The sequence below is a fragment of the uncultured Psychrobacter sp. genome (assembly GCF_947488565.1).
Lineage (GTDB): Bacteria > Pseudomonadota > Gammaproteobacteria > Pseudomonadales > Moraxellaceae > Psychrobacter > Psychrobacter saeujeotis.
Window position 1 is genome coordinate 663,727 of the sequence record NZ_CANKZC010000001.1, and the last position, 26,401, is coordinate 690,127.

Genomic DNA, 26,401 nt, shown 5'->3' on the forward strand with positions numbered 1-26,401 from the left:
GCTAAATAAAAAGAGTACAGCTTTTACGGCGTGCTACTGGGATGAATTTTATGCCGCCTCTGGAGTGACGAAGTCACACAGCAAGCAAAGAAAGTTTATACCAGTAGCACTGTACTTATTTTATAGCGGATCAAATATACACAAGCAATACGGATTAAAGGAAATCAGTGATGAGCCTATCAATGCCTGACACAGCCGTGAGCCACAGCGCCGCTGATATGAGCCGCTGGACTGGACGTGCCGAGCCGTTTGAAACTGCACGCGCCCGCTATTGGTATCAAATAGCGCAGCCTTATACCTTTGATAGCAGCAGTCAACAAAACAACCAGAAAAACGGCCAGCGCATTGGGCTGGTCGGCTTCGCTTGTGACCAAGGCGTCAGACGCAATCAAGGACGCGTGGGTGCACGAGCGGCTCCGCCCTTGATTCGTCAGGCATTTGCGGCACTGCCCGTCATCGCTGAGCTGCAACAACGCTTTGATGGTCAACTATCGACGCTACTGGGTGATGCTGGCGATATCCACTGTCATGATAATGATAATTTTGCTGAGCGTACCCTTGAGCAAGCTCAAGTAAAATATGCCGATAAGATAAGTGACATTATTCAGCAAGGCGGGCTACCTATCGGACTTGGCGGTGGTCATGCCATTGCTTATGGCAGCTTTTTGGGATTGTGGCAAGCGCTGTCATCAGAAACCGACAAACCTACTAATGACGTTAGCACTGTTAAAAGTAATATTGAAAATGATGTTAAAAGCAATACGAGCACACTGCCTAGCATTGGGGTGATTAACTTTGATGCGCATCTGGACATTCGTCAGTCTGATGTGGCCACCTCTGGTACGCCCTTTCGCCAGATTGCCGAGCACCTTGAAGCGCAGGATCAGCCATTTCACTATTGCTGTATCGGCGTCAGTCGGTTTTCCAATACTGCCGCGCTTTTCGACCGTGCTGAGCAGTTAGGCGTACATATTATCAGTGATGAAGATTGCACCAATAAGAAATGGAAGAAAATTGCAGCTCAAATAGAAGAATTTATCAATAACGTTGATGTTATCTACTTAACCATTGATATGGATTGCTTACCATCGAGCGTCGTACCTGGTGTCAGCGCACCCGCCGCTTATGGTATTAACTTGGCCTTCGTTGAGCGCGCGGTCAAACGTATCATGGCGTCAGGCAAAGTAAAGATGGCTGATATTGCCGAGATTAACCCGACCTTTGATGTTGATGGGCGCAGCTGTAAAGTCGCCGCTCGCCTCTTAGCGACTATTATTGAGCAGCATTTACTTTTAGTATAAGTAAATCGATACAGAATAAAAGTGTTATGAATATTTATACAAGTGACTGGGATAAATTTTGCAAAACCTTTGTCTCGCTTGCGCACAACAAGCGAGTAAAATTTGTACCAGTCACGCTATAACATTTTTAAAATAAACCAACCATACAAGGCTACTGAAGTAAATTTTGCACATCCTCTGTTAGCAGCACCACAGCAAGAAGCGTTTTTACCAACGACACAATGTCTATTTTAAAGTGAACGGACTATGGATGGCTGCACTAAATCTATACTAATTAAGTAGGAGCACATCATGACTAACACAACAAACTCTACAGACCGAATGCCTATAAACGATTCTACCCTGACCTCGTTCGACCACCTCATTATCAATGCCAATCTCGCCACCTTTTCAGCACAATACGGCTTTGATATTTATAATGATAATCAAAGTGACAACCAAAGCGCCAATCAAAACAAAAGCACTCCTTATGGTCAATTGGAAAACGCCGCTATCGGTATCAAAGACGGTAAAATCGCATGGGTTGGTATGTATGAGCAAATAAAGCCTCATCTGAACCATTATCAAAGCGAGCAAATCAAAGACGTTGACGGCAACTGGGTCACGCCCGGACTCATCGATTGTCATACCCATATCGTGTATGGCGGCAATCGCAGCAACGAGTTTGAAGCACGCTTGCAAGGTGCCAGTTATCAAGATATCGCGGCACAAGGTGGCGGCATTGTCTCGACGGTTAGCGCTACTCGCAAGGCAAATGAAGAAGAGTTATTTGCGCAAAGTGAAAAACGTCTGCTCGCGCTCATTAAAGAAGGCGTGACCAGTGTCGAAATCAAATCTGGGTATGGACTGGACTTAGACACTGAACGAAAAATGCTAAAAGTCGCTCGTACGCTCGGCGACAAACACAACATTCATGTCAGCACCACGTATTTGGCCGCCCATGCGCTACCGCCTGAGTATAAAGACCATGCCGATGACTATATAGAGCAAGTTTGCCAATGGTTACCAATCTTGCATAGCGAGGGTTTGGTCGATGCGGTCGATGGTTTTTGTGAAAACATCGCCTTTAGTAGTGAGCAAATTAAGCGGGTCTTTGACGTTGCCCGTTCATTAGACTTGCCAGTGAAGTTACATTCCGAGCAGCTATCAAATATAGGTGCTAGTGCTTTGGTAGCAGAATACCAAGGACTATCAAGCGACCATCTCGAGCACTTAGCAGAAGACGATATTAAAAAAATGGCCGCAAGCAACACGGTAGCGGTGCTATTGCCAGGTGCTTTTTATACCTTGCGTGATACCAAGTTGCCACCGATTGAAGCATTGCGTAAACATCAGGTGCCGATGGCCATTTCAACCGATTGCAATCCTGGTACCTCCCCATTAACCTCGCTGTTATTGGCAATGAACATGGGCTGTACATTATTTTATCTCACTACTGAAGAAGTATTGGCAGGGGCAACTGTTCATGCGGCACAAGCGTTAGGTCTCGCCAACAAAGGTAAAATAGAAGTGGGCTGTGATGCTGATTTGGTATTATGGGACATCGCCCGCCCCGCTGACCTTGCTTATCAAATAGGATTAAACCCTATCGCAGGTATTATGGTACAAGGCAAATGGCGCGAAACAGTATAGCGAATTCATATAAACATTTAGCATAACTAAAGAAAGCCCCAACCATTCAATGGTAGGGGCTTTCTTATTGTCTATCGATAGAAGTTAACCAAAATTTAATACATTTGATAAACTTTAAAAGTGTTATAACTCGACTGCCGTCATATCTGGCGTAGCGTCTATATCATCAATTGAATTTTCAAACACTGTACCCGTCTCTGCGTCTATGTTTAATTCAAATATTTGATTGTCTTTTAACACCTTAACCTCGTAGTAAGTTGGATGATCCATCTTATCATCGTCACTCTCAAATTCAATCTCTAGAGTATGACCGTTGGTTTGTTTTTCAGCAATATCAATGGCATCAGTCATGCTTATCTTCGCTTGTTGCTGAACCTTATAATCGTCGATATCTTCTTTATCAAGTTGCTCGGTCTCAGACGTTACGATCTCGCCTGTCATGGCATCGACTTTTATCTCGTAGCTGGTGGTGTCATTACTAAATTCTAATTCGTAGACACTATTACCATTTTGGGCATCACTATCATTATCGTCTAGCTCTGCGCTGACCAAAGAACCAGCAGCTTCTTTACTTGCTGTAGCAACCGCTTGCTTTAAGCTGACTTTAGCTGCTTGCACCACGCTTACTTCATCAGAGTTATTTGCCGCGACCACAGCGGTACTTAATGCCCCTGTCGTCAATGCCACAGTTAGACAAGCACCCAATGTCGTTAGTTTAAAGTTTTTAAGTGTCTTTTTCATAAATCCATCCTTCTAATTATGATTTAGCTGCTCTTATGGTACGGATATATAAAAAAGACTCTAAGGTAAAAAGGTTGCAAAATGTAGCATCTATGTATTACAAAACATTGTCTAATAGTCGGTTTTTTACTATATTTATCATAACCTTAGGTGATGTTATTTTAATAGACATACGGTATAATGTTTCTCCGTTTTTTATAATGTTAATTCTTCTTTCTATTTAGGTCATTTAAGCTTCTATGCTACATACGTCCCAGCCAACAGACTCATTGTACGACAACATTTATCACTCTATAAGTGATTTTGATTTCAATATTGCTACCGATGAAAACATGATATCGGCTTTGGCTTTTGCAAGCTTACCGCTTGTTATTCAAGAGTCATTATTACAAAGTGAGCGGATCATATTGATAGCTAACAACCCGTCGATAGATACAGCAAGCTTAGAAGCACTATTACGGCCTACTGATATGCTGGTGTTATTTAATGACTTTATTCACGCAGACTTCTTTGCCCATCATCCACTGGCTAAAGGTTTACCAAAGCTACTGTTCTTTAGACAAATTGGTGACAGTAAGCTACATTTTGGCCTGCCGCCGCGTAGTAATAACTTAACAGCGATGCTAGATATGGCAAAGCAAGCGCCACTTGGTATTTTGTTTGGCAACACTGACTATAAGTTCCCATTGCCATCTGATGACCCAAGTCCTCATGATGACCCCATAACGGTTGACCGAGTGTTAGAGATTTCAGAGGCGCCTGATAAACTATTACGTAGTGATGAGTATTGCCGCGTGTTGTCAGAACAACATGAAGTAGTAGCAGACTATCCTATCTTTGCTGATATTCATTCATCTGCGCCAACTTCAGGATTTTTGTTATATCGGTTACTCTTATCTGCTCGCCTGCACATTCAGCAAAAACAGAATGTTGAGACTCCGCTATCTATCATCATGTTGGGTTTTAATAATGATGACAAAACCGCGCATTTTTGGGAAGGGCATAACTGGGCCTTTGAAAGACAAGAACTTGCCACGCCGCCTAGAGATGTCGAAATTATTCGTCAATACTAATAGAACATTACCAATAAGATTAAACCCTTATAGTTGATTCAGTTTAAAACTGATATAGCGAAACTGGGTTAAATGTCTTGCAGCCTCTGTCTGCCCAGGCACAGTACTCAAAAGCAATTTGTACCAGTCTAGCGTATCAATGCAGTATATCTATTTTATTTAGTATCGACTCTATATCTACACATAAGGCGCATCTGGGCAATGCGCGGCATTAATCTCCGCTTTACTGGGTTGCCGATTAATAGCAATCGGCACTGTCTGCGCCTCCTGCCAATCAATCAATTGCCGCTGCGCAAACTCTACAAGCCAGCCTGCCATCGGCCAATGTTGCCATTTTTCATAAAAGCGATTGGCATTGATAACGATACTATCTAAATGATTAAGCGGCGGTCTATAGACACTATGCTGTTGATGGTAAATCACATCGTCAGTTAAATAAAAATCGATATTTAACGCACGCGCCATAAAAGCAAAATCCGTATCTTCAGCGCCATAGCCAACATAATCCGTATCGAAGCCGCCTACCCGCTCAAACTGACTGCGCATAATAGCAAAACAAAGACTCCAAAATGCGCCATAATCTTGCGTCTGTTTAATAGATTGACCCTGATGCTGTAAATCAAAGTTATCGCGATAAGGGTTAAAGACGGACAGCTCATCTAAAAAGTCGACTGCCAATCTACCTTGCTGTAGCTGATTACCCTCATCATCCGTCAAAGGACGTGTCAGATAACGCGGTTGACCCATGAGTAGTGCATCAGGATGCGCTTGCAGTTTACTATGTAATTGCTCAATAAAGGTTGGCGCGACGATACAATCCACATCCAAGAAAATCATGGCCTTATGTGTGGCACGCGTAGCGCCAAGATTACGGTTACGACCAATATCGAACGAGACATTACTTGCTAGTCCATTCTCAGTCGCTGTAGTCGTTGCTATCTTAATAATATTTAAATCGTACTCTGCCAGACGTTGAGGCTCAGCATCGTCATTAACGATAATCACCTCGCTTGGTCTGACACTACCCTGCGCCAAGCTACCAAGTAGGTTGTAGAGATGCCGATTGCGTCCGTAACAGGTCGTTATTACACTCACAGGAATGGTGTTATGTGCAGGGCTTGCTACTTGGGGTATGGTAATCATAAATATCTTCTTTACTTTTATTATTATAAGTTTCTTTGTTATTTCTCAGGTTTTAGGCCCAACTGCGGCAATAGCCATTCTTGAAACCAAGCGTTCACAGAAATATAGTCAGCGATGCTGTCCATAAAATTTTGCGCGGCTTGATTGGTCTGATGATCCGTCAAAGCAGCCTGCTCATTGCTAATGGTTTTATCACTCATTGATAAAAAAGACGTTCCATTCTGACTGTCCATATGGGAAGTTTGAGCCATAAACTGCGCCCAGCTAAGCGCACGCCCTCGCTCAATTAAGGCTTCTGCCATCACTTCTTGCTCACGATGTGGACGCACATCAGGCAGTACCACAAGCGGCGTTGCATAATCATAGACTTGCGCGATACCATTGAGACCACAGGCCATCAACAGCAAATTACTATAGGCGATAAACGGCGTCACATCATCCACATGGGCGGCGATATCAACACAATGTCTTACTTCTTCATTAATAGGGCCAAGAGAGACGATTATAGCGTCTGGTAGCAATTGGCGCAGCTCTGGCAGCTTGGCATCAATCGCTTCATGACCACCATAACCTTTAATCACAGTGGCTATATGAGTTTTAACACTGGTTTGTGGATTGGCTTTATCATGATCATAGATTGCTTTATCAGCACTTGCGTGCGAGCATAGCTGTTGTTTAGTAGCGCCATTTTCGCTGAGCGTCATGAGCTTATCTATAAACTCGCTAAAGCTGGGCAGACTTTGGGCTTTGTTTGGCAAAAAATCCAGATATAGTGTTTTTTGGCGTACCCAGTCTGGCGTTGCAGCGGCTTCTAGCGCTTTAGGATAAGGAGCTAGCAATCCAAGCGCGCCAGCAAAGGCGTTTAAGTGCGGCATATCATCACGCTCGCCTGCCAGTCTCACATACAAATAAGGCACGCTAGCGGTACGGCACAGCATAGCGACTTCGACACTGACATCGACAATCATCAAATCAATCTGGCGCTGATAAATAGCATCAAGCAGCTGCCAACTGCGCTTTTGAATATCTTCATTACCCACTGGCGAATAGTGCAAACTGTTTGGCTGCCAGTATTTTCCAGCGCGCCCTGGCAGCACATCATCTGGCAACTCATCCTCAGCACTCAAACGTACGATTTGCTCATCGGTTATCGTACTGAAGTGATAAGCGTCATTAGGCAAACTTGTAAACACTGTCATTCGCTGACGCAACTCTGATGGTAGTAAAGCGGCCAATTTATCGGCTTGACGGCAGTGCCCCGAGCCATGGTGATGAGCATAATAGCCGATACGCATTATAAAAAGTTCCTAACAGGTTAAGGCAGTCATTGATATTAATGAGAGAATAAAAAAAGAAGAACGTTAGACAAACGCCTCTTGAATGCTGTCGCTATCATCGACCGCTACAGCCTGCTCATATAAGCGCAGATAACCACCAACCATTGCAGCGACGGAACAAAACTGCTCAGCTCGAATGCGACATGCCTTACGTGATATGTGTTTGATATCATCAAAGGCTTGAATAAAGGCATCTTTATCCATTTTGGGTACGATAATGCCTGTCTTTGGCGTAACGATTTCAGCACTTGCACCAACATCAAAACCAATGACTGGGGTGCCACAAGCTAAGCTCTCAGCCAATGTTAAGCCATAAGGCTCATCCCACGTACTGGTAAATAGCATGGCTGTGACTTGACTTAAGCGCTCATTGATTTGATCTTTACTCAAATGACCAACGTAATCAAATAAAGACTCATCGTTTTTATCTTCTTCTAGTAGCGGCGCTACATATTCATCAAAGTATTCTTCATTGCTTTTAGGCCCTGCTATAATAAGACGCTTACCTGCCGCTTTACAGTACTCCATCGCCAAATGCGTGCCCTTTTCAATACAAATGCGCCCGTACCAAAAATATACTTCGTCATCAATTGGGTTTGTATTGGCATTAAATGACTGCACATCAATACCATTGTAGACTACATGCGACGGTACAAATTCATCAAACAGCTGCTGCTGATGACCACTAATCGCAGTAAACTGGGTTTGCGTCCCTAAGCGTAGCGTCAATAATGCCAAACGCAGCTGCGGAAAAATCGGTGTATGAAAGGTGGTAAAGAAGCGTGCACCAAACGTTTGACCCATTGTCATCGGTATATGGTGCAAGCTATGGTTATGTACCACATCAATCATACCTTGTTCATCACGGCTAATAATGTCGCGCATGGCTTGCTGATAAACCAAATACTGATATAGCTCTTCGCGGCTCATCCCTACTGAATCATGTTCGTTGGGATAAACCGTGTTATCAAACTCATCACGAGTCATAAATGGCACCAACGTCGCCCTCGTTTGACTATCAGTATGGGCATAAAGCAATACCTCATGACCTTGAGCCACCAACTCATCACAGATCAGTTGAGTAATCATCTCAAGACCGCCTGCATAAGGCTGTGCAATGGGATATAAAGAATGCGCGATAACCGCAATACGTAGTACGGAAGCATACTTTGGTTTTGCGTCACTATCATCAGTAATATTTGTTATATCGACAGTAGGGCTAGATAGCATAACGAGTCCAACATAAGTTAAGGGGGTATGAATCGGCTATGGCAGCAAACAAAACCATAGCCATCAAAATTGACAATGTCTAATGGCCAGACGTGAATAAGCCGGCGCTAAAAATTTACAGTATTATCATCTTCAAACGATTTTTTTTCGTTAAGACGGACTATGCGCGAATGAGACAGGTTTTTAGCGAAGGTATTCTTAACCGTTACAGCTTTATTAGTTACAGAGCGCTTCTCATAACCATAATTGACCAGCATGACTTTGGCCGCCCATATCTTTAAAATACAAACCACTATCGCACAGCCAAATAATAGCGGTGAGTACAGCAATGAAAATGGCGATACAATGATAGCTGTGGTTATATTTAGCATTAGTAGCACTTTAGGCATTGCCATCAGGTTAGCCACATAAACTGACTTACGTGTACGTACAAGTGCCTGTTTTGGAGTACAGATAAAGGGCTTTTTTTGGCCCCAAAGCACAGGCCACCATGATAAAGCACCAAGTTCCCAAAAATTTAGATGTAACGCCCAAGCTCGAAGTCGACTGCCTAAGCTTGGTGCCACGCCATGGTCAGTTTGCTGATTAAGCGGAGCCTTGTCTTGCATATAAGCCCATAAGCGTCTACCCAAAAATATTGCATAGCTTGCATACACCGCATATAAAGGAGCCAGCAAAGCATGAATGTTGAGACTGGTGCTAAATAGTAGCGCACCTGTAATGATAAGTAGCGTCAACAACTGCAAGACAATAAATATCCCTGTAAAGTTCACCCATGCGCTCAGTTGTGATACATGTGCACCCATATAGGCTAGGCGTTCGTTAAGCCTCTTACTTCTAGATGAGCTTGGCGCAGATGAATTTGATACCGTAGAAAAGTAAGTGTTTAGCACCTGCATATTACCGTAGATCCAACGACGGCGTTGACTCATTAGATCATGCAAGGTAGTCGGTAACAGACCGGTCGCAATGACTTCAGGTATAAACCGAGTACGCAAACCGCGACCATGCATCAGCACTCCCATCTGTGCATCTTCGGTAATCGACGCACCTGACCAACCGCCCATCGCTAGAAGCGCACGACGACGAATAACGGCATAAGTCCCTGTCGATAGTGCACGCTGACGGTTAAATGAGCGATACAAATGATGATTGAAATAATGGTTCAATTCACTATGGACATCAGCTTTTCCTGCATCACGGTAAAACTGTGGAAACTGCAATAGCGCATGGTCTGGATAACGCTCAATGGCCTTTGCAATGGACATACGCGCTTGCGGCAATGCTTGATAGTCACTATCGACTACAACCACGTGACTACATTCAGGGTCCATAAGACCTAGTGCCAGGTTAAGCGCACCTGCTTTAAAGCCAGCCACCGCATCGATATGATAAAAATGCACGTTGCAGCTTGCATCAAGACTGGCACAAAACTGTGCCAAAGGCTCATACAAGGATGTTTGGGTATTGTTGTTATCGACAATTAAAATCTCATCATCGTCCGCTTTGATTGCCAACAACGACTTAATAGTATCAATAACCATGTTTGCCGGCTCAGCACGAGTCATTAGCTGAAAGCTCAAACGTACTAGAGCATCCGTACTGCCCTGTTTGTTATTATTTAATGCTCCTTTATATATTCGATTATTTTTCTTATTTAAGACGGTCTCTTTATAATTATTATCTCTAAAAACATTACTATGCTCTTCTCTTTCCTGTTTATTGATCGGTGTTTCAAAGCTATCTGTCTCAAAGCTATCTGTTTCAAAGCTATCTGTTTCAAAACTATCTAAGTTATAACCAGTTGGACGATCAATTTTTGATATATCATTCTTAGTTAAATTTAAACCAGTCGCATTTTCTTCTACGTCCCTTATACCAGTATGGCGATTGGCAGCTATCTTTTTCATACCAGCTCTCCTTCTTGTATCTTTTGCTATAGCATTCCTCTTTATAGCACTCTGTCTGATGACCTCCTCACTTACAGATAACGGCGTTCTTGTAGCATAGTTTGTATTGTTAATGCTCATGTCTTGTTCCTGTGTTCACCCATCAACTTAAAAAAGATTAAGACAAAAATAGAAACGTTTCGGTCTCTATTGTTGTGGTAATGCATTTACGAGTTAGAGGGTCAACGCCTGTATAGATATGTACTTAATTGACACTCAGCTTTTACTGATATATAAATTTTTCTGAGCAATATTTGTAGTTATTCTTACTATTTATTTGTATGAAGTTTTATAATAGTTGAAATAAATAGTAGAGTTTACGTATGAAATGTACATAACAACCTAGTAGTGTAACGTCACGTAATTATTGTAAAAGTCTCGCTTTATTAGCTACTTAGCGTCCATATAAACTCATTTATCGTCTTTGTAGTATGGATAGTCTTGTTTGGTTGTTAGCTTTTATAAACGATAGTAAACGTCGTGTTGAATCTCATACGTTTGATGTTATTACAAAGTATCGTAACGACACTTAAACTATAGAGAATCCGTTTAATGGGTTTATTTTGTACAAAAAAATACCGCAACTATCAGACATAGTAGCGGTATCTAGATTTACTGTCGCTTAACCAAACAAAGTTGGTTTGTAGCTCAAGTTAGCTTATCTTATAAATTAGTTTAAAATGCCATACGCCACGAGGGCATCAGCGACGCGTTTAAAGCCTACGATATTGGCTCCTGCCATATAGTCAATATAGCCATCATCAGTCTGACCATATTTCTCTGATGCGTCAGCTGCACAATCATGGATGTCTTTCATAATAAGCTTTAGACGCTCATCGATTTGCTCAAAACTCTTATATTGACGGACCGAGTTCTGTGACATCTCAAGCGCTGACACAGCGACTCCTCCCGCATTGGCGGCTTTTCCTGGCGCATAATGTACGCGATGTAGACAAATGTAGTCTGCTGCCTTAGCGGTCAATGGCATATTAGCGCCTTCAACAACATATTTGACGCCATTTTCGACCATAAGTTTGGCATCATCTTCATCAACCTCGTTTTGAGTCGCTGATGGTATCGCAATATCTCCTTTGATACCCCACGGCTTTTGACCCTCGAACCATTCGCCGCCATGAACATCGACATAATCAGCTAGCGGTTTACTTTGTTCTTTCTGGTTTTTTAGCCAATCAATTTTTTCTTGATCAAAGCCTTTTTCATCATACAAGGTGCCCTTTGAGTCAGACACCGTGATTGCGATGCCTCCGAGCATACAGACTTTTTCAGCGGCATGTAATGAGACATTGCCCGCGCCTGATATTAATACCTTTTTACCTTTAATACCTTCATTTTGTGCTGTGAGCATATTTTCTAAGAAGTAGACAGCACCATAGCCTGTGGCTTCTGTACGCATTAAGCTACCACCAAAACCCACACCTTTGCCAGTCAATACGCCGCCATGCTCATGAGTTAGGTTTTTGTACATTGCAAACATGTAGCTTACTTCGCGGCCTCCCACACCAATATCACCAGCGGGTACATCGACGTCTTTATTTACGTAGTGATGCAGCTCACGCATAAAGGCATAACAAAACCGGCGAATCTCGCTATCTGATTTTCCTTTAGGATCAAAGTCCGAACCACCTTTACCGCCGCCCATAGGCAAACCAGTTAAAGCATTTTTGAAGATTTGTTCAAAGCCTAAGAACTTCAACACGGATTGGTTGACAGTAGGATGGAACCGTACGCCGCCTTTATAAGGGCCTAAGGCATTACTAAACTGTACCCGCCAGCCACGATTGACTTGAACCTCACCTTTGTCGTTCTCCCAATTGATACGAAAAGCGATAACACGATCAGGCTCTACTAGGCGCTCAAATATTTTGAATTTTTCGTATTGAGGATGAGCATCATATAAAGGGGTAATGGTAAGAGCAACTTCCTTAACCGCTTGAATAAATTCAGGTTGATGGGCGTAGCGTGATTCGATTTTTTCAATGACCTGACTAATACTCATATATCTTCCTTAACTATAGAACGTGTGGTCGTGCTGAATTACATCCCTACCATGTCGTCTTTACAAAACGATCATATTGTAGATACTGATGCAGGATTGGCTTTTTTACAGTAAATAAAAGGCTAGCGGATTTAATAACCCATAAGTTGAGCAACCGATAGGCGTTGTGACATTGATAGATTAGATCTACTACATATTATTGTGAGACTACGGTTTGAAAATACTGATTGTGCATAGATGGGATAGATATGACAAAGACAGTAATTATAGTGCGCAGCATATGCGGTCAGAACGATTGGTTGCTTGATAGCTCTTATTTAATTTACCTTGCTACTGAAAAAAGTCAATCCCGTATTGCAATATAAATGCTACCAATTATGAATGACTATAATTTTAAACCCACCTGTCACCATACAACCCTTTGATTTTTATACCATATTAAAACAGATAACGGTATCAGCGGTATCAAAAACAAAACAAAAGGTAAAAAAACCGGCTTAATTCTAATAATTCTAATAATTCTATATCAATATAAAGAGTATGGGTTTATAATAATCCACATTGCTAGTAGGGTATTATAATCGTTTACCTGAATACATCGTTTACCTGAGTACAAGACTCCTTTTTAACTTTACCAACGAATGGCATATGACCATTTAACTATAAGGGATTGTGAGATATCTATGCGTACAGATACGTTCCAACAAATACTAGAAGACCTCAATAGCTCATCAGCAGATGTCGAAGCGTCTGCTCTAATCTCAAATGATGGCTTAATGATAGCGTCAGCGTTACCGACAGGCATCGATGAAGACCGCGTTGGCGCTATGTCAGCTGCGCTTTTATCACTAGGTGATCGTGCTGGTCGCGAGTTGGCTCGAGGCAGTATTGACCGAATCATGATTCAAGGTGAAAAAGGCTACGTAATCACCACTTCATCGGGTGATGAAGCAGTCCTTACGATCATGGCCAAGCCAAATGCCAAACTGGGATTGATTTTTTTGGATATTAAGCGTGCATCAGAGGCACTAGCAAAGCTCATCTAAACAGACTTAGATAACCGAGAATTTAGAACAGTAAATATAGGAAATACTTATGGGCTCTCCACTTTTAGATGCTGCAAAGCCTGACATACCAGCTAAAGAAGTTAGCATAACCTATCATGACGGTGTCTCACGTACGATTTATGATTCGGGGATCGAGCGTCCCTACCCTGATGGTAAGCTTATCGTCTCACGTACTGACTTGGATGGTCATCTTACCCATGTAAACGATGCTTTCGTTGAAATCAGTGGCTATACGATAGATGAGCTGATCGGTCAACAGCACTATATCTTGCGCCACCCTGATATGCCAAGTGCCGCCTACCAAGACTTATGGCAGACGGTAAAATCAGGACAAAAATGGCACGGCTACGTCAAAAACCTGTGCAAAGATGGTAGCCACTATTGGGTGTATGCAACGGTCGTTCCTAACATACGCCGCGGACAGACCGTCGGTTATACCTCTGTACGCCGTCAGCCGTCACGTCGCAAGATAGAAGCCGCGATCACGCAATATGCTCAAATGAAACAGAATGAGGAAGGTTAAACCATGAACGAAAAAACCTATAACCTATTAATCGCTCCTGATTTTTCGCCTGATCGTTTTGCAGGCTGGCACATGTTTAATACCTTGATTCAAAAGCGTGCTGACATTCACTTGCATCTCAATACGCCCACCTCTCATGTTGAGCAAGAAGAGATGGTCAATGCTGGTAACATACATATTATCTATGCCAACCCCTTTGACGCTGCTGCTTTGATTCGGGAAAAAGGCTATCGCGCCATTGCGCGTCCCATCGGCAAATCAGATGAAATGGTAATTGCCGCGTCTGCCAATAGTGATATTAAGCGCTTAGAGGATTTGACCAAAGGCGCGTCTGTCGCTATGGCAGACAACCGTGATGTAAAGCTTATCGGTCTGCGCTTATTAGAAGCGGTAGATTTAGAAGAGTCCGATCTCATCTGGGAGGTAACCGAAAACTATCAAGCGGCAGCAAGGCAGGTCATCAAAGGTGACGCTCAAGTGGCGTTTTTCTTAGCAGAAATCTTTCACAGCTTCTCACGTTTGACTAAAGCACAACTGTCAGTGCTGATCGAAAGTGATCTGGCAGATATTAGCCATATATTACTGATTAAAGATGACTTCGCTGATGCCCAGGCATTGAGTCAGGCGTTACTGGCCTTTCATCAAGATGATAGCGGTAAAGAAGCACTGACCGAGCTTGGTATGCCGCAAGGGTTTGAGGCAATGAGTGAAGAAGATGGTGAGTTTATGTTAGATCTGATGGAAACCTTGCTCGATTAAGCGTCAAAACCTAACATTCCTTTTTATATTTAGGACACCGTCATGGCTGATTTATCTGCAACTGATGATTTATCGTTGTCTAAAGATAGTGAGATGATTGCCCGTCATACGTATCGTTATTATGCGCGAAAGATCTTTATCGATCCTAGCAACCGCTACTATCACGAACAGCGTATTAATGCTGCGTTGCTACTTAACGAAAAAGAACCGCTACAAGGCGCGGTCGCCGACTTTTTCTTTGGCTGTTGGTATGACATTCCTTACGATGTCAAAGATATCTTTGCCCGTATTCAAGGTCGCCTGCATCCGCAGATAGAACACGCTTTTCATAACTGTATTAACAAGCTCGATTACATCAAGTACAGCAGTGAGTTTGCAACGCGCTGGAGCGTGCTGGTGACACCATCGTTAAACGTACAGACTCATCGTCTACGCATCAGTAGCGACGATGCAAAAGAAATCGCCAAAAACATTACCACTGAGCTTATGAGTGCGCGTGCTGCTGAAGATTGGCATACAATTGAACAAGTTGAACGTGAGTTTTTTGCGCACTGCTTGGCCTGTAATGATCGCTTGGCTTTTTCCATCGTTTGGTTTGGTTTGGGCAAGAGCGATTGGCAGTTTGATGAGCGCTGGTGTGACTGTCAGCAGCAACTAGAACAAACCGGCTCTACCGTCCTAAAAAATACGCAGAATTTAGACCATAAATTAAGCGTGTAGCGGTTACTTACCCAACAGTTATTTGCCGCATTGAGCATTGCTGTAGCCACTTACTACTTATTCATTTTTACTCATTCTGTCAACGAGAACGTTTTTATGTCCATTTTTGATAATGCTGACAAAACCTATATTACCTTGACCCCTGCTGGCGTATTTGAGGCTTTTTCCCAACAGCAACCGACCGCCCAGCAGCTAGCACTACAGGCGCTCCTATCCTATCGCGAGACGATGCTGGTCGCAGTATGGTTAGAGGAGTACTCAGAGCGCTGGCTAAATAGCTTCGTTGAGCAAGGGTTTATCGAAAAGCTATCTACCTTTTTGCCCGCGCCCAACTTACCGCTTGATCAGTTTTTGCCGTATGTGGTCGCAAGCTTGTCTGGTAAGCGCCGTGCTGCTATTGCCTCAGATGAAGGGTTTTGCTTAGCCCGCATTGGCTATAGTCAAGAAGAAGCAGATATGCTGAGCGTAGCAGCTGCGGATTTTTCTGGATTTATGCTACGCCAAAAGCAGCGCGGCTGGGCGATTGAAAGCCAAGCGATATCGTTCTTTCAGCAAGTTGATTTATTGATACCTGAGACCAGCTTTGTATTTTTGTGGATTGATGGTGGCGGCTACGCTCTCATTATCGATGGTGAACCACTGACTAACAATCGCGCCTTTGTGGAGCTCATCTGGGGAATCAAAACCTCTGGGCTACGATTTGATAATTCAATTTGAGAATAGCAACTGCGGCGTAGCAAGGTATGAAGCGCATGCACCAAAAACCAATCGGGTAAAATATATAATGATTATATTGACTAACAAATAAACAATCTGATCTAAATAATGAACCGTTATTTTAATGATTAAGAGAGTATAGTAAAAGATAATGTTTCCGTACTGTTATCAATTATCGGTTTGTTTTGATGCAGCTTTATAGAAGATAAAATCTTGAAAAGAGAATTTAACATTACAATGTAATTTAGTTGTTTTATTCAATACAAATAATTACTTTATAAATAGGTTGTTTTTTATGCTGTATAACTCTATGGTTTATTCACCATTGGTTACAGTGGCTTTTTATAACAAATTGTTATCTTGCCATTCCTGCTGCGTAATCTTATATAAGACATGCTCAGCTAGAGGATGGCTAGGATCAAGCATAGGATGATCAAAGTTGTCTTGTGTATTACTCATACCGATGCGCTGCATAATTAGCTGTGAGTGCGTGTTAACAACGGCAGTAAAGGCAACGACCTCATCAAGCTCTAATTCCTCAAATGCAAGCCTCAATGAAGCCCGCGCCGCTTCTGTAGCATAACCCTGCCCCCAATAGTCCTTATGCAGTCGCCAACCAATCTCCACGTTGGGCGCAAAAGGCATATCAGCATGTGCTGTATTTAAGCCGACCATCCCTATAAAAATATTGCTTTTTTTTAAGCTGACCGCCCAAAACCCCCAGCCATTGTCTTCAATAAGCCGCTGGCATTTATTGGCTATCGCATCGCTCAATGTCGGTGTTAGTAGCTTTGGGAAATATCTCATGACCTCAGGATCTGCATTCATCTTAGCAAACACGGCCAAGTCACTTGGTTGCCATTGCCTAAGAACAAGCCGCTGTGTTGTTAGCACTCTTTGCCTCATGATATTTTGTCTGCTTCATTCAATGTATAACTTTACTGATGTCTAGTACATTCTGCACTATTGATATGTTCTGCCATTATACTCTAAATCATGCGTCTGATTATCAGCCTCTCATTACGATATCGTATATCTATTTAAAAACTCACCTAAAACGAAAATTAAATTGTAATAATTTAATTTATTACAATTAAAATAAAAAATAAATATCTTAATTTTTTATATTATTAAATACTTATTTTTTAATTTTATTCTCATTAAAATATTATATAAAAAATTTTATTTTTTATTTTAATGAAACGATTAATATTCTTTAAAAAGTTTATATCGAATAAAATTTAAAATAATCTGTTTTAATTTTTATAATTAAAGATTGAGTGACTAACAGCACTTAAGACTACCTGCATCCCTCTCTCTACAGACTACTACTCTGTATTAAAAAACAAAATTCTCGTCATATGTTCTATAAATTTTATATTAAATAACAACTACCATCAATATTCGTTTTAATGAATTTTTATATTCATAAAAATAAATATATAGATAAATGAATATATTCTTTTAAGTTAATATATATCCTGCTTGTTATTTTATAATTATTATTTTTATTAACTTCACTTTTATTTATTTTTGCATTAACATTAATTAAATTTTATTTAATAAACCATAAATTGGTTTTTTCGTGATGTCAATTTATTGTCAGCAGGTTTTACTGTTACTAGGCAGGGTTTTGACCAATACAGGATGTTAACTTATGAATCGCAATTATAAAGTTATTTGGAATCAGTCATTAAACTGTTTTATGGCAGTTGCAGAATATGCAAAGAGCCGAGGAAAATCATCAAGTACCGTCGTAAGCTCTAACGCTGCAAATGTCTCCAATGGCACGACAACAGGAGGTGCGCACTTGTTGCGGTTAAGTGCGTTGTGTATTGGACTTGCGAGTGCTGGGTTTAGTATGCAAGCATCAGCTATCGCTGCTTGTGCTGAGGATAATGCAGCAGGTGCAAGTGTGGTTGACAGAGTACAGTGCGGTACTGGGGCAAACGCTGCGGGAGGTACAAGCGTGGCTATCGGTCAAAATGCCCAAGCGACAGGCGGTCAATCAATTGCCATTGGTGGAGTAAACGGTGGGCAGAATACGACAGCAAGTGGTGATCAATCCACGGCTATCGGTGCGAACGCAGTATCATCAGGCAGCTCCTCTATTGCCATCGGCGGTGATGATCTAAACAAAGCCTCTGGAACTACTGTAAACCAAGATGGTACAGAGACTGTTGGCGCAGTCAACAGCGGTGAAGTCAATACAATTTTTAAAAAGTATTCTGGTGGCCGAGATTTAGTCGATACATCGGCAGGCGGTAATCAATACCCTAATACAGCATCAAGTGGTGCCGCTTCCGTCGCCATTGGTGTACAAGCGGTCTCCTCTGGCGCACTATCAACTGCGTTTGGTACGCAGGCCAATGCTACAGGTGTTGCCTCATCAGCTTTTGGTGTCTCTGCTGATGCGTCCAAAGAAGGCTCAGTGGCTATTGGCGCAGGTAGTAAAACGGATGGTAGCGCGACAAAGGTCGAAAGCCAGACAGTCAACGGTGTTACCTTCGCAGGGTTTGACGGTGCGTCAGGTTTTGCTGGTAATGCAAGCGATGCTGGACGTCAAGTGTCTGTTGGTCTTATAGGTAATGAGCGCCAGATCAAAAACGTGGCACCAGGTGAGATATCCTCAACCTCCACCGATGCGATTAATGGTAGTCAGGTTTTTTCAGTGACCAATGAGTTGGTTGATAATATCAGAGCCGCTCAAGCAACGGCTGATGCTGCATCCACGCAAGCAGACAACGCCGTTCAATATGATGACAACACAAAAGACAACGTTACCCTAGGTGGTGCGAATGGTACTACAATCACTAATGTCAAAGCAGGCGACTTGAGTGACAACAGCACGGACGCGGTCAATGGCAGTCAACTGAATGCCACCAATCAAGACGTGGCCGCTAATAGAGCAGACATTGATACCAATACAGGCAATATTAGCGACCTTACCACAGGTAAAACGGGGCTTGTCCGTCAAGACACTGGCACTGGTCCAATCACTGTTGGCGCTGCTACTGGTGGTACGAGCGTTGATTTCACAAATTTAGCAGGCGATGCCCGTACACTGACAGGTGTCGCTGATGGCGTTAATGACAATGACGCGGTGAACTTCGGTCAGCTAAACCGAACGGTTGCAGACAATAAAGTCAAGTACTTCAGCGTGAATTCCACAGGTGGTGGTAACGTAAACAATGACGGTGCACAAGGCACCAATGCAATAGCCATTGGTAAAGATGCTAAAGTTGCTGATGGTCATAATAGCTCTATCGCTATGGGGCTTGGGGCGAAGGTTGACAGGGGACCCGATACAGGAGCTGCGCTACCATTCGGTGCAGTTGCTATTGGTAATAAAGCATGGGCTAGGGGGACTAACTCTGTTGCCCTCGGTACTGATGCGACAACATCCGTCTTTGATAGGGGGCTTGCCATTGGTAATAAAGCTGAGTCATTAGGCTCTGATGCAACGGCGATAGGCAGCGAAGCTGTTGCAGCCTCTGTTGGGGTGGCGCTTGGTAATAAGGCTAAGGCACACAATACCCGCAGTATTGCAATTGGTGACAACGCTGTAGCGGGTGTTGTTGGTGGTGATTTTGCTGACGGTGCAAGCTCTTACGGAATTGCTATCGGTCAACGGTCAACGGTCAAGGGTGAAGCTAGTATTGCCATAGGTCGACTGGCAAACACTTCAGGTAAAGATGCATTGGCTATTGGTCGAGAATCTATTGCAGCTGCAAATGGTACTGCTATTGGCGCAGGAGCTAAAGCAAATAAAGCAGGTGGTGTTGCCATTGGTGCAGGCTCTATAGCTAATATAGAAGCAGGTATTAAAGGCTTTGACCCTTCTACGGGTGGCGCAACTACCAAAACATCAAATGTGTGGCAATCTACTCGAGCAGCTGTAGCTTTAGGAGATAGTGATAATGGAGTCACCCGTCAATTAACTGGATTGGCAGCAGGTACCAATGATTCTGATGCGGTAAACGTCGCGCAGCTCAGATCCACCAATGACAGAGTGACCACCAACACCGATGACATCGCTGACCTAGCTTCTGGTCGCACCGGTATCGTCCGTCAAGACACAGGCACAGGCGCGATTACCGTTGGTGCTCAAACGGGTGGTACCAGCGTTGACTTCAGTAATTCAACAAATGAGAACCGTAAACTGACAGGCATTGCTGCCGGAACAGCCGACAATGATGCGGTAAACGTGGGTCAATTAAATACTACCAATAGCAATGTTGCCACCAATGCCAGCAACATCACTGATAACGATAACCGTTCTATTGGCAACTTAGCTGCCTTGGGCGGTGACGCTGCTTATGATGCGGCAAATGACATCTATACCGCGCCCATTTATACCCTAAACAACGGTAACAATGACGCTGGCACCACAGGCTATAATGATGTCGGTAGCGCACTAGGTAACCTAGATGGTCGCACCACTGATAATACCGCTGATATTGCAAAGGGCTTTAACATCAGCGCAGCTGGTGGTACTAACGATAACGTTCAACTTGGTGAAAGCGTCAACTTCACAAATACCGACGGCAACCTAGTTGTGACCAATACTGTCGATAATGGCATTAACTACGACTTAGCAGAGAACATTAGTGTCACCCAAGCGACTATTGGTGATGCCACTAATAATACGGTATTGACCAGCACAGTTAATGGTTTAGATGTAGGCGGTGATAAGATCACTAACTTATCTAACGGCAGTGTTGCTGCTGGATCAAGTGATGCAGTGACGGGTGATCAATTAAACACTACCAATGATAACGTTGCAGCCAACAGAACAGATATTGATACCAACACCAGCGATATCGACGACATCAACGCTGGTCGTACCGGTATCGTCCGTCTAGATGTTGGTACAGGTGCGATCACTGTTGGTGCTGCTACTGGTGGTACCAGCGTTAACTTTGCTGGCACTGATGGCGTGCGTACCTTAAGTGGCCTTGCAAATGGTAACGTTGCCACAGGTTCAACCGAAGCGGTGACTGGTAATCAGTTAAATACTACTAATACTAACGTTACTGCTAATAGAACAGACATCGATATCAACGCAGGCAACATCACCGACAACAGCAATCGCTCTACTGGCAACTTAGCGGCATTGGGCGGCAATGCTGCTTATGATGCAGCAACCGATACCTATACTGCCCCAATCTATACCTTGGATGACGGGACTAATACTGGCTCCAATACCACGGTCAATAACGTTGGTGGCGCGCTAGGTAACTTAGATACTCGTACTACCACCAATACAGCTGACATCAATAAAGGTATTAGCGTTGGAAATGGTACGACAGATAATAACTTTGCGCTAGGCGATACCATTAACGTCACTGGTGACAGTAATATCACTTCTACCACCACCACAGGCGGTGTACAAGTTAGTTTAAATGAGAGCGTTGATCTTGGTGCAAATGGTAGCTTTACCGCAGGCAATAGCGTCTTGAACAACACCGGTCTGACCATTACGGGTGGACCGAGTGTCACCAGTGCTGGCATCAATACCGCTGGTAACAAAATCACCAACGTCGATGACGGTACGGACGCAGGCGACGCGGTGAATTTCGGTCAGCTAGAAGCATCAAGCAATGCTGCTGATACTAAGACCAATGCCTTGGGCAACAGTACAGCGAGTAACCTAGGTGGCGGCGCGAACTATAACGCAGCCACTGGCGCAGTCAGCGCTCCAAGCTATACCTTAGATGATGGGACGAACACGGGCACTAACGCCCCAGCATTTAACAACGTGGGCGCTGCCCTCACCAACCTTGATGGTCGTACCACTACCAACACCAGCGATATCGACGATATCAACGCTGGTCGCACTGGTATCGTCCGTCAAGACGCAGGCACAGGCGCTATCACCGTTGGTGCTCAGACTGGCGGTACAAGCGTTAACTTTACTGGTACTGATGGCGTACGTACGCTAAGTGGTCTTGCTAATGGCAACGTTGCCACAGGTTCAACTGAAGCGGTGACTGGTGATCAATTAAATACTACCAATAGCAATGTCACCGATAACAACAACCGCTCTACTGGCAACCTTGCAGCCTTAGGTGGTGGCGCTGCTTATGATGCGGCAAATGACATCTATACCGCGCCAAGCTATCTCTTAGATGACGGGACTAACACAGGCACTAACGCCCCTGCATTTAGCAACGTTGGTGATGCTCTAGGTAACTTAGATACTCGTACCACCACTAATACTGCTGACATTAATAAAGGTATTAGCGTTGGGAATGGTACGACAGATAATAACTTTGCGCTAGGCGATACCATTAATGTCACTGGTGACAGTAATATCACTTCTACCACCACCACAGGCGGTGTACAAGTTAGTCTGAACGATAATATTGATGTTAATAGAATCACTGCTGGTAACAGTACATTAAATAATGCTGGTGTTACCATTGTTGATGGTCCTAACAATACTGTTACCCTTAGTGGAACTGGACTCAATAACGGTAATAATAGAATTGCCAACCTAGCTGACGGCATTGCGCCAAATGACGCAGCAACCTTCGGTCAGTTAACAGACACCAATAATATTGCAACAGGGAACTTGTCTGCCCTTGGTGGCGATGCGGCTTATGATGCAGCAACTGATACTTATACCGCCCCGACTTATACACTAGATAATGGTAGCAATACTGGTACCAACAGCGACTTTGATAACGTCGGTAGTGCACTAGGCAACCTAGATGGTCGTACCACTGCGAACACGTCTGGTCTCGCAGATCTGGCTTCAGGTAGAACTGGCCTGGTTCGTCAAGACACAGGTACAAGCGCTATCACCGTTGGCGCTCAGACTGGCGGTACAAGCGTTGACTTTACCAATGTAGGTGGCGATGCTCGTCAACTAACAGGCGTGGCAAGTGCAGGCGATATAAGTTTACCTGCCAATGCAAATACTGCGGTGAATGCTGGTGACGTGAATGCAGCGGTTACAGGCTTGACCAATGCTGGTCTACAGTTCTCAGGCGACAACAACACTGCGACACCGTTCACTCGTAAACTGGGTGAAGAATTAAAAGTTCGTGGCGGAGCAACGGACCTAACTGATAACAACATTGGTGTGGTTGCTAGTACTGACGATACCCTAACGGTCAAGCTTGCTGAGAATATTGATCTTGGAGCAGATGGTAGCGTGACCACCGGCAACACCCTAATGAACAATACAGGGCTTTCGGTTAATGATGGCGCAGGCAATGCAACCACCATCACCACCGCAGGCATCAGCGTGGTTGATGCTGATGGTAACAATGCGGGCTACACAGCAGCCAGCTCAAGCTTAAGTGATGACCAAGGCAACACCAATGTCAGCACCGCGACAGGCAATACCATCACCACTGGCAACAACGTCACCACCACCACCGGTACTGGCACCACGGTCACTGACGGCACGAACACTAGCAACTATGGCGCTGATGGCTTCACAGCGACTGATGGGATCAACAGCACAACTGTTGGTACGGACCGCATTAGTATAAGCGGTACTGACAACACTGACCCTGCAAACCCTGTATCTAACACTTTAGTATTAGATGGCAACACAGGACAAATTAGCGGTGTGGCCGACGCAACCGCGGCTGACCAAGCCATTAACAAAGGCCAATTAGACGCGATAGCAAGTGCAGGTAACACGAAGGCAGATGCTCTAGGTGCCAGTACAGCAAGCAACCTTGGCGGCGGTGCAAGCTACAACGCTGCAACAGGCGTAGTTAGCGCCCCAACCTACACCTTAGACAATGGCGCTAATACTGGCACCGATACCACGGTTAACAACGTCGGATCGGCACTTGAGAACCTAGATGGTCGCACTACCAACAACACCAGCGATATCGACGACATCAATGCTGGTCGCACCGGTATTGTTCGTCAAGACGCAGGCACAGGCGCGATCACCGTTGGCGCTCAAACGGGCGGTACAAGCGTTAACTTCACAAACTCAGCAGACAAAGCCCGTCAACTGACCGGTGTGGCTGATGGCACCAATGCCACAGACGCTGTGAATAAACGTCAGTTAGACGCTATTACTGGCAACATAAGTGCAAGTGGCGTTCAGTATGATCGTAATAATGACAATACAGTAAACTACGATAGAGTTAGCTTTGCTGGTACACCAGCGGTAATCGAGCAAAATGATAGCGGTAATAATATCGTCGTTAGTGGTGGTACGACACTTACCAACGTTGCCAATGGTGTCAATGCTTCCGATGCAGTCAATAAAGGTCAGCTCGACAGCGCTACTAAAGTTAAAGTCTTTGATAGCAATGGGGGTGAAGTGACTATTAATGTCGCTGAGCAAGTCGCTAACACTTCCGTAGATAATAATAATTTAGATTCATTATTCTTAACTTACGATAAAACAGGCCAAGAAGTTACAGATCGCCTAACCATTGGTCAAACTGTACAAAAAATGAATACCGAAGGCGTAAAATTTGCTCACACCAATGCCAGAGATAATGGCGCAGGCGGCATTGGTATGACCAACGACTCAAGTGCCGGCGGCTTTGATTCAACAGCCATTGGTGTCAATGCCATTATTAAAGAAGGCGCTGACAGCACGGTTGCTCTAGGCCATGATACCGAAGCAACAGAGACGGCTAAAAACTCAGTTGTCATTGGTAAAGGCTCAAAAGTATCAGGCGCCTCCTCTGTTGCCATCGGTGATGGTGCTCAAGCTAATGGCAATCAGTCCATCAGTATTGGTACAGGCAACATCGTTGATGGCAATAACTCCGGTGCGTTCGGTGACCCAAGTACCATTAATGGTGATCGCAGTTACGCTGTGGGTAATAACAATACGATTAACAGTGATGATACTTTCGTAATCGGTAACGGCATTACAGCAAACCAAAATGGCTCAGTAGTATTAGGTCTTGGTTCTGCAGCTACAACAGGTGCTGGTATCGTAGGCTTCGGCGCAGCAGGTAATGCTGCTATCACAGCGACGACCAGCACGACAGGCGCAGTTGCTGTAGGCGATGCGGCTAATGGCGTATATCGTCAAGTTACAGGTGTCGCTGCGGGTACGGCTGACTCTGACGCGGTCAACGTCTCACAGCTAAAAGCGGTCAATGACAAAATTGACAATAATAACACTGCTATTAATGATGCTGCGGTTCAGTACGATAAAAACCAAGATGGCACGGTTAATAAGGGCAATATTACCTTAGGCGGTGCGGGAGGGACTACTATCACTAACGTAGCCAATGGTGTTCAATCATCAGATGCTGTTAATAAAGGTCAGTTAGATAATCTTGGTAGCGGCGTCGCTGGCATCATTGGCGGCGATGCTAGCTATGATGCTGATGGCAACCTCACTGCTAATAACATCGGCGGTACTGGTCAAGGTAACATTAGTGACGCCATCGCTGCTGTTAACCAAGGCAACGCGCAGGCCAACGAAGATATCCAAGCCAATAACGAGCAGATCACAGACAATACTGGTCGTCTTGACGCAGGTATCAGCTTTGGCGCGGATAATGGTGACAATATCAGTCAGAGCGTCGGCGGTAACAATGGCAGCATTCAATTTGAAGGCGGCAATAACATTACCACCAGTACTGCTAATGGTGGTATTCAAATTGGCCTAGATGGCAACATCGAAGTCGACAGCGTCACTACTGGCAACACAGTGGTTAGTGACAATGGCGTCACGATCAAAGATGGTCCTAGCATGACAACTGAAGGCTTTAATGCCGCCAACACTGTCATCACTGGAGTTGAAGCTGGCAGAGTTGCAGCGGACAGTACTGATGCGGTTAACGGTGGTCAGCTACATGCTCTTGATAAAAAGCTTGGCGATAGCGTCAACGCCCTAGGCTACAGAATTGGTGAAGTCGAAGATGATGCCAATGCTGGTATCTCAGCGGCGATGGCGATGTCTTCATTGCCACAAGCGTATATCCCAGGTAAGTCGATGGTCGGCGGCGGTATCGCCTCGTACAATGGCGAAAGCGCAGTGGCCGTTGGTGTGTCTAAAGTGTCTGATAACGGTCGCTGGGTAATTAAAGTGAATGGTACAGCGGATACACAAGGGAATGCTGGCGGTGCCATTGGTGCAGGCTTCCATTTCTAGTACACGCACCTTACCTCCTGATAGCGTTTGTCTACCAATAGCTTTTATAAATAGATAAACGTTGTCAAATGACACACAACATATATTAAGGAA

16 protein-coding genes are annotated in these 26,401 nt (G+C 44.1%); 9 read left to right on the top strand and 7 right to left on the bottom strand.

Translation table 11 applies throughout. The features are described from left to right. Positions 1-170 precede the first annotated feature (170 nt). Together Q0890_RS02610 and hutI are read left to right on the top strand one after the other, a co-directional pair. Entirely contained in the window at positions 171-1,301 is a 1,131-nt protein-coding gene (locus tag Q0890_RS02610) for a formimidoylglutamase (protein WP_299217226.1), read from the top strand. 291 nt (positions 1,302-1,592) lie between these two features. Then, on the top strand, positions 1,593-2,933 hold the full coding sequence (gene hutI / locus Q0890_RS02615; RefSeq protein WP_299217229.1) for an imidazolonepropionase: 1,341 nt from the start codon (positions 1,593-1,595) through the stop codon (positions 2,931-2,933). Between the two features lie 123 nt (positions 2,934-3,056). Here hutI and Q0890_RS02620 read toward each other — a convergent pair whose 3' ends face one another. After that, positions 3,057-3,674, bottom strand: coding sequence for a PepSY domain-containing protein (locus Q0890_RS02620; protein WP_299217233.1), 618 nt, complete (start codon positions 3,672-3,674; stop codon positions 3,057-3,059). A 239-nt stretch (positions 3,675-3,913) separates the two neighbouring features. Between Q0890_RS02620 and Q0890_RS02625 the strand changes: the two genes are divergently transcribed. Then, positions 3,914-4,747 (top strand): hypothetical protein, encoded by an 834-nt coding sequence (locus Q0890_RS02625; RefSeq protein WP_299217236.1) that lies wholly within the window; start codon positions 3,914-3,916, stop codon positions 4,745-4,747. A gap of 177 nt (positions 4,748-4,924) precedes the next feature. On the opposite strand, the gene Q0890_RS02630 is transcribed toward Q0890_RS02625, so the two are convergent. The 5 genes from Q0890_RS02630 to gdhA all read right to left on the bottom strand — a co-directional run bounded on the left by Q0890_RS02630 (position 4,925) and on the right by gdhA (position 12,423). Next, a complete protein-coding gene (locus Q0890_RS02630) occupies positions 4,925-5,890 on the bottom strand; it encodes a glycosyltransferase family 2 protein (RefSeq protein ID WP_299217238.1) in 966 nt (321 codons plus the stop codon). Positions 5,891-5,928: 38 nt separating this feature from the next. Then, positions 5,929-7,185: a hypothetical protein gene (locus tag Q0890_RS02635; protein ID WP_299217241.1), complete on the bottom strand. Its 1,257-nt coding sequence runs from the start codon at positions 7,183-7,185 to the stop codon at positions 5,929-5,931. A 66-nt stretch (positions 7,186-7,251) separates the two neighbouring features. Then, positions 7,252-8,457 (bottom strand): glycosyltransferase, encoded by a 1,206-nt coding sequence (locus tag Q0890_RS02640; RefSeq protein WP_299217244.1) that lies wholly within the window; start codon positions 8,455-8,457, stop codon positions 7,252-7,254. Between the two features lie 107 nt (positions 8,458-8,564). Further along, positions 8,565-10,367, bottom strand: coding sequence for a glycosyltransferase family 2 protein (locus Q0890_RS02645; protein ID WP_299217247.1), 1,803 nt, complete (start codon positions 10,365-10,367; stop codon positions 8,565-8,567). A gap of 709 nt (positions 10,368-11,076) precedes the next feature. Further along, positions 11,077-12,423 carry an NADP-specific glutamate dehydrogenase gene (gene gdhA, locus Q0890_RS02650; protein WP_299217250.1) on the bottom strand — a complete coding sequence of 449 codons (1,347 nt, stop codon included), beginning with the start codon at positions 12,421-12,423 and terminating at the stop codon, positions 11,077-11,079. 683 nt (positions 12,424-13,106) lie between these two features. On the opposite strand from gdhA, the gene Q0890_RS02655 reads away from it, so the two are divergent. From Q0890_RS02655 to Q0890_RS02675, 5 genes are all read left to right on the top strand, one after another. Continuing rightward, positions 13,107-13,469, top strand: coding sequence for a roadblock/LC7 domain-containing protein (locus Q0890_RS02655; RefSeq protein WP_058369317.1), 363 nt, complete (start codon positions 13,107-13,109; stop codon positions 13,467-13,469). A 49-nt stretch (positions 13,470-13,518) separates the two neighbouring features. Then, positions 13,519-14,013: a PAS domain-containing protein gene (locus tag Q0890_RS02660; RefSeq protein ID WP_299217253.1), complete on the top strand. Its 495-nt coding sequence runs from the start codon at positions 13,519-13,521 to the stop codon at positions 14,011-14,013. A 3-nt stretch (positions 14,014-14,016) separates the two neighbouring features. Continuing rightward, positions 14,017-14,772, top strand: coding sequence for a phosphate/phosphite/phosphonate ABC transporter substrate-binding protein (locus Q0890_RS02665; RefSeq protein WP_299217255.1), 756 nt, complete (start codon positions 14,017-14,019; stop codon positions 14,770-14,772). Positions 14,773-14,814: 42 nt separating this feature from the next. Then, complete coding sequence (locus Q0890_RS02670) at positions 14,815-15,492, top strand: hypothetical protein (RefSeq protein WP_299217258.1); 678 nt, start codon at positions 14,815-14,817, stop codon at positions 15,490-15,492. A gap of 96 nt (positions 15,493-15,588) precedes the next feature. Then, entirely contained in the window at positions 15,589-16,209 is a 621-nt protein-coding gene (locus Q0890_RS02675; RefSeq protein WP_299217261.1) for a hypothetical protein, read from the top strand. A gap of 342 nt (positions 16,210-16,551) precedes the next feature. On the opposite strand, the gene Q0890_RS02680 is transcribed toward Q0890_RS02675, so the two are convergent. Beyond that, positions 16,552-17,115: a GNAT family N-acetyltransferase gene (locus Q0890_RS02680; protein ID WP_299217264.1), complete on the bottom strand. Its 564-nt coding sequence runs from the start codon at positions 17,113-17,115 to the stop codon at positions 16,552-16,554. A 751-nt stretch (positions 17,116-17,866) separates the two neighbouring features. Here Q0890_RS02680 and Q0890_RS02685 point away from each other — a divergent pair. Beyond that, entirely contained in the window at positions 17,867-26,308 is an 8,442-nt protein-coding gene (locus Q0890_RS02685; RefSeq protein WP_299217267.1) for a YadA-like family protein, read from the top strand. The last annotated feature ends 93 nt before the right edge of the window (positions 26,309-26,401 follow it).

What these genes read in the sequence shown, in the direction of transcription:
- Q0890_RS02610 (WP_299217226.1), top strand. Translation starts at nt 171, where the DNA reads ATGAGCCTATCAATGCCTGACACAGCCGTGAGCCACAGCGCCGCTGAT.
- hutI (WP_299217229.1), top strand. Translation starts at nt 1,593, where the DNA reads ATGACTAACACAACAAACTCTACAGACCGAATGCCTATAAACGATTCT.
- Q0890_RS02620 (WP_299217233.1), bottom strand. Translation starts at nt 3,674, where the DNA reads ATGAAAAAGACACTTAAAAACTTTAAACTAACGACATTGGGTGCTTGT.
- Q0890_RS02625 (WP_299217236.1), top strand. Translation starts at nt 3,914, where the DNA reads ATGCTACATACGTCCCAGCCAACAGACTCATTGTACGACAACATTTAT.
- Q0890_RS02630 (WP_299217238.1), bottom strand. Translation starts at nt 5,890, where the DNA reads ATGATTACCATACCCCAAGTAGCAAGCCCTGCACATAACACCATTCCT.
- Q0890_RS02635 (WP_299217241.1), bottom strand. Translation starts at nt 7,185, where the DNA reads ATGCGTATCGGCTATTATGCTCATCACCATGGCTCGGGGCACTGCCGT.
- Q0890_RS02640 (WP_299217244.1), bottom strand. Translation starts at nt 8,457, where the DNA reads ATGCTATCTAGCCCTACTGTCGATATAACAAATATTACTGATGATAGT.
- Q0890_RS02645 (WP_299217247.1), bottom strand. Translation starts at nt 10,367, where the DNA reads ATGAAAAAGATAGCTGCCAATCGCCATACTGGTATAAGGGACGTAGAA.
- gdhA (WP_299217250.1), bottom strand. Translation starts at nt 12,423, where the DNA reads ATGAGTATTAGTCAGGTCATTGAAAAAATCGAATCACGCTACGCCCAT.
- Q0890_RS02655 (WP_058369317.1), top strand. Translation starts at nt 13,107, where the DNA reads ATGCGTACAGATACGTTCCAACAAATACTAGAAGACCTCAATAGCTCA.
- Q0890_RS02660 (WP_299217253.1), top strand. Translation starts at nt 13,519, where the DNA reads ATGGGCTCTCCACTTTTAGATGCTGCAAAGCCTGACATACCAGCTAAA.
- Q0890_RS02665 (WP_299217255.1), top strand. Translation starts at nt 14,017, where the DNA reads ATGAACGAAAAAACCTATAACCTATTAATCGCTCCTGATTTTTCGCCT.
- Q0890_RS02670 (WP_299217258.1), top strand. Translation starts at nt 14,815, where the DNA reads ATGGCTGATTTATCTGCAACTGATGATTTATCGTTGTCTAAAGATAGT.
- Q0890_RS02675 (WP_299217261.1), top strand. Translation starts at nt 15,589, where the DNA reads ATGTCCATTTTTGATAATGCTGACAAAACCTATATTACCTTGACCCCT.
- Q0890_RS02680 (WP_299217264.1), bottom strand. Translation starts at nt 17,115, where the DNA reads ATGAGGCAAAGAGTGCTAACAACACAGCGGCTTGTTCTTAGGCAATGG.
- Q0890_RS02685 (WP_299217267.1), top strand. Translation starts at nt 17,867, where the DNA reads ATGAATCGCAATTATAAAGTTATTTGGAATCAGTCATTAAACTGTTTT.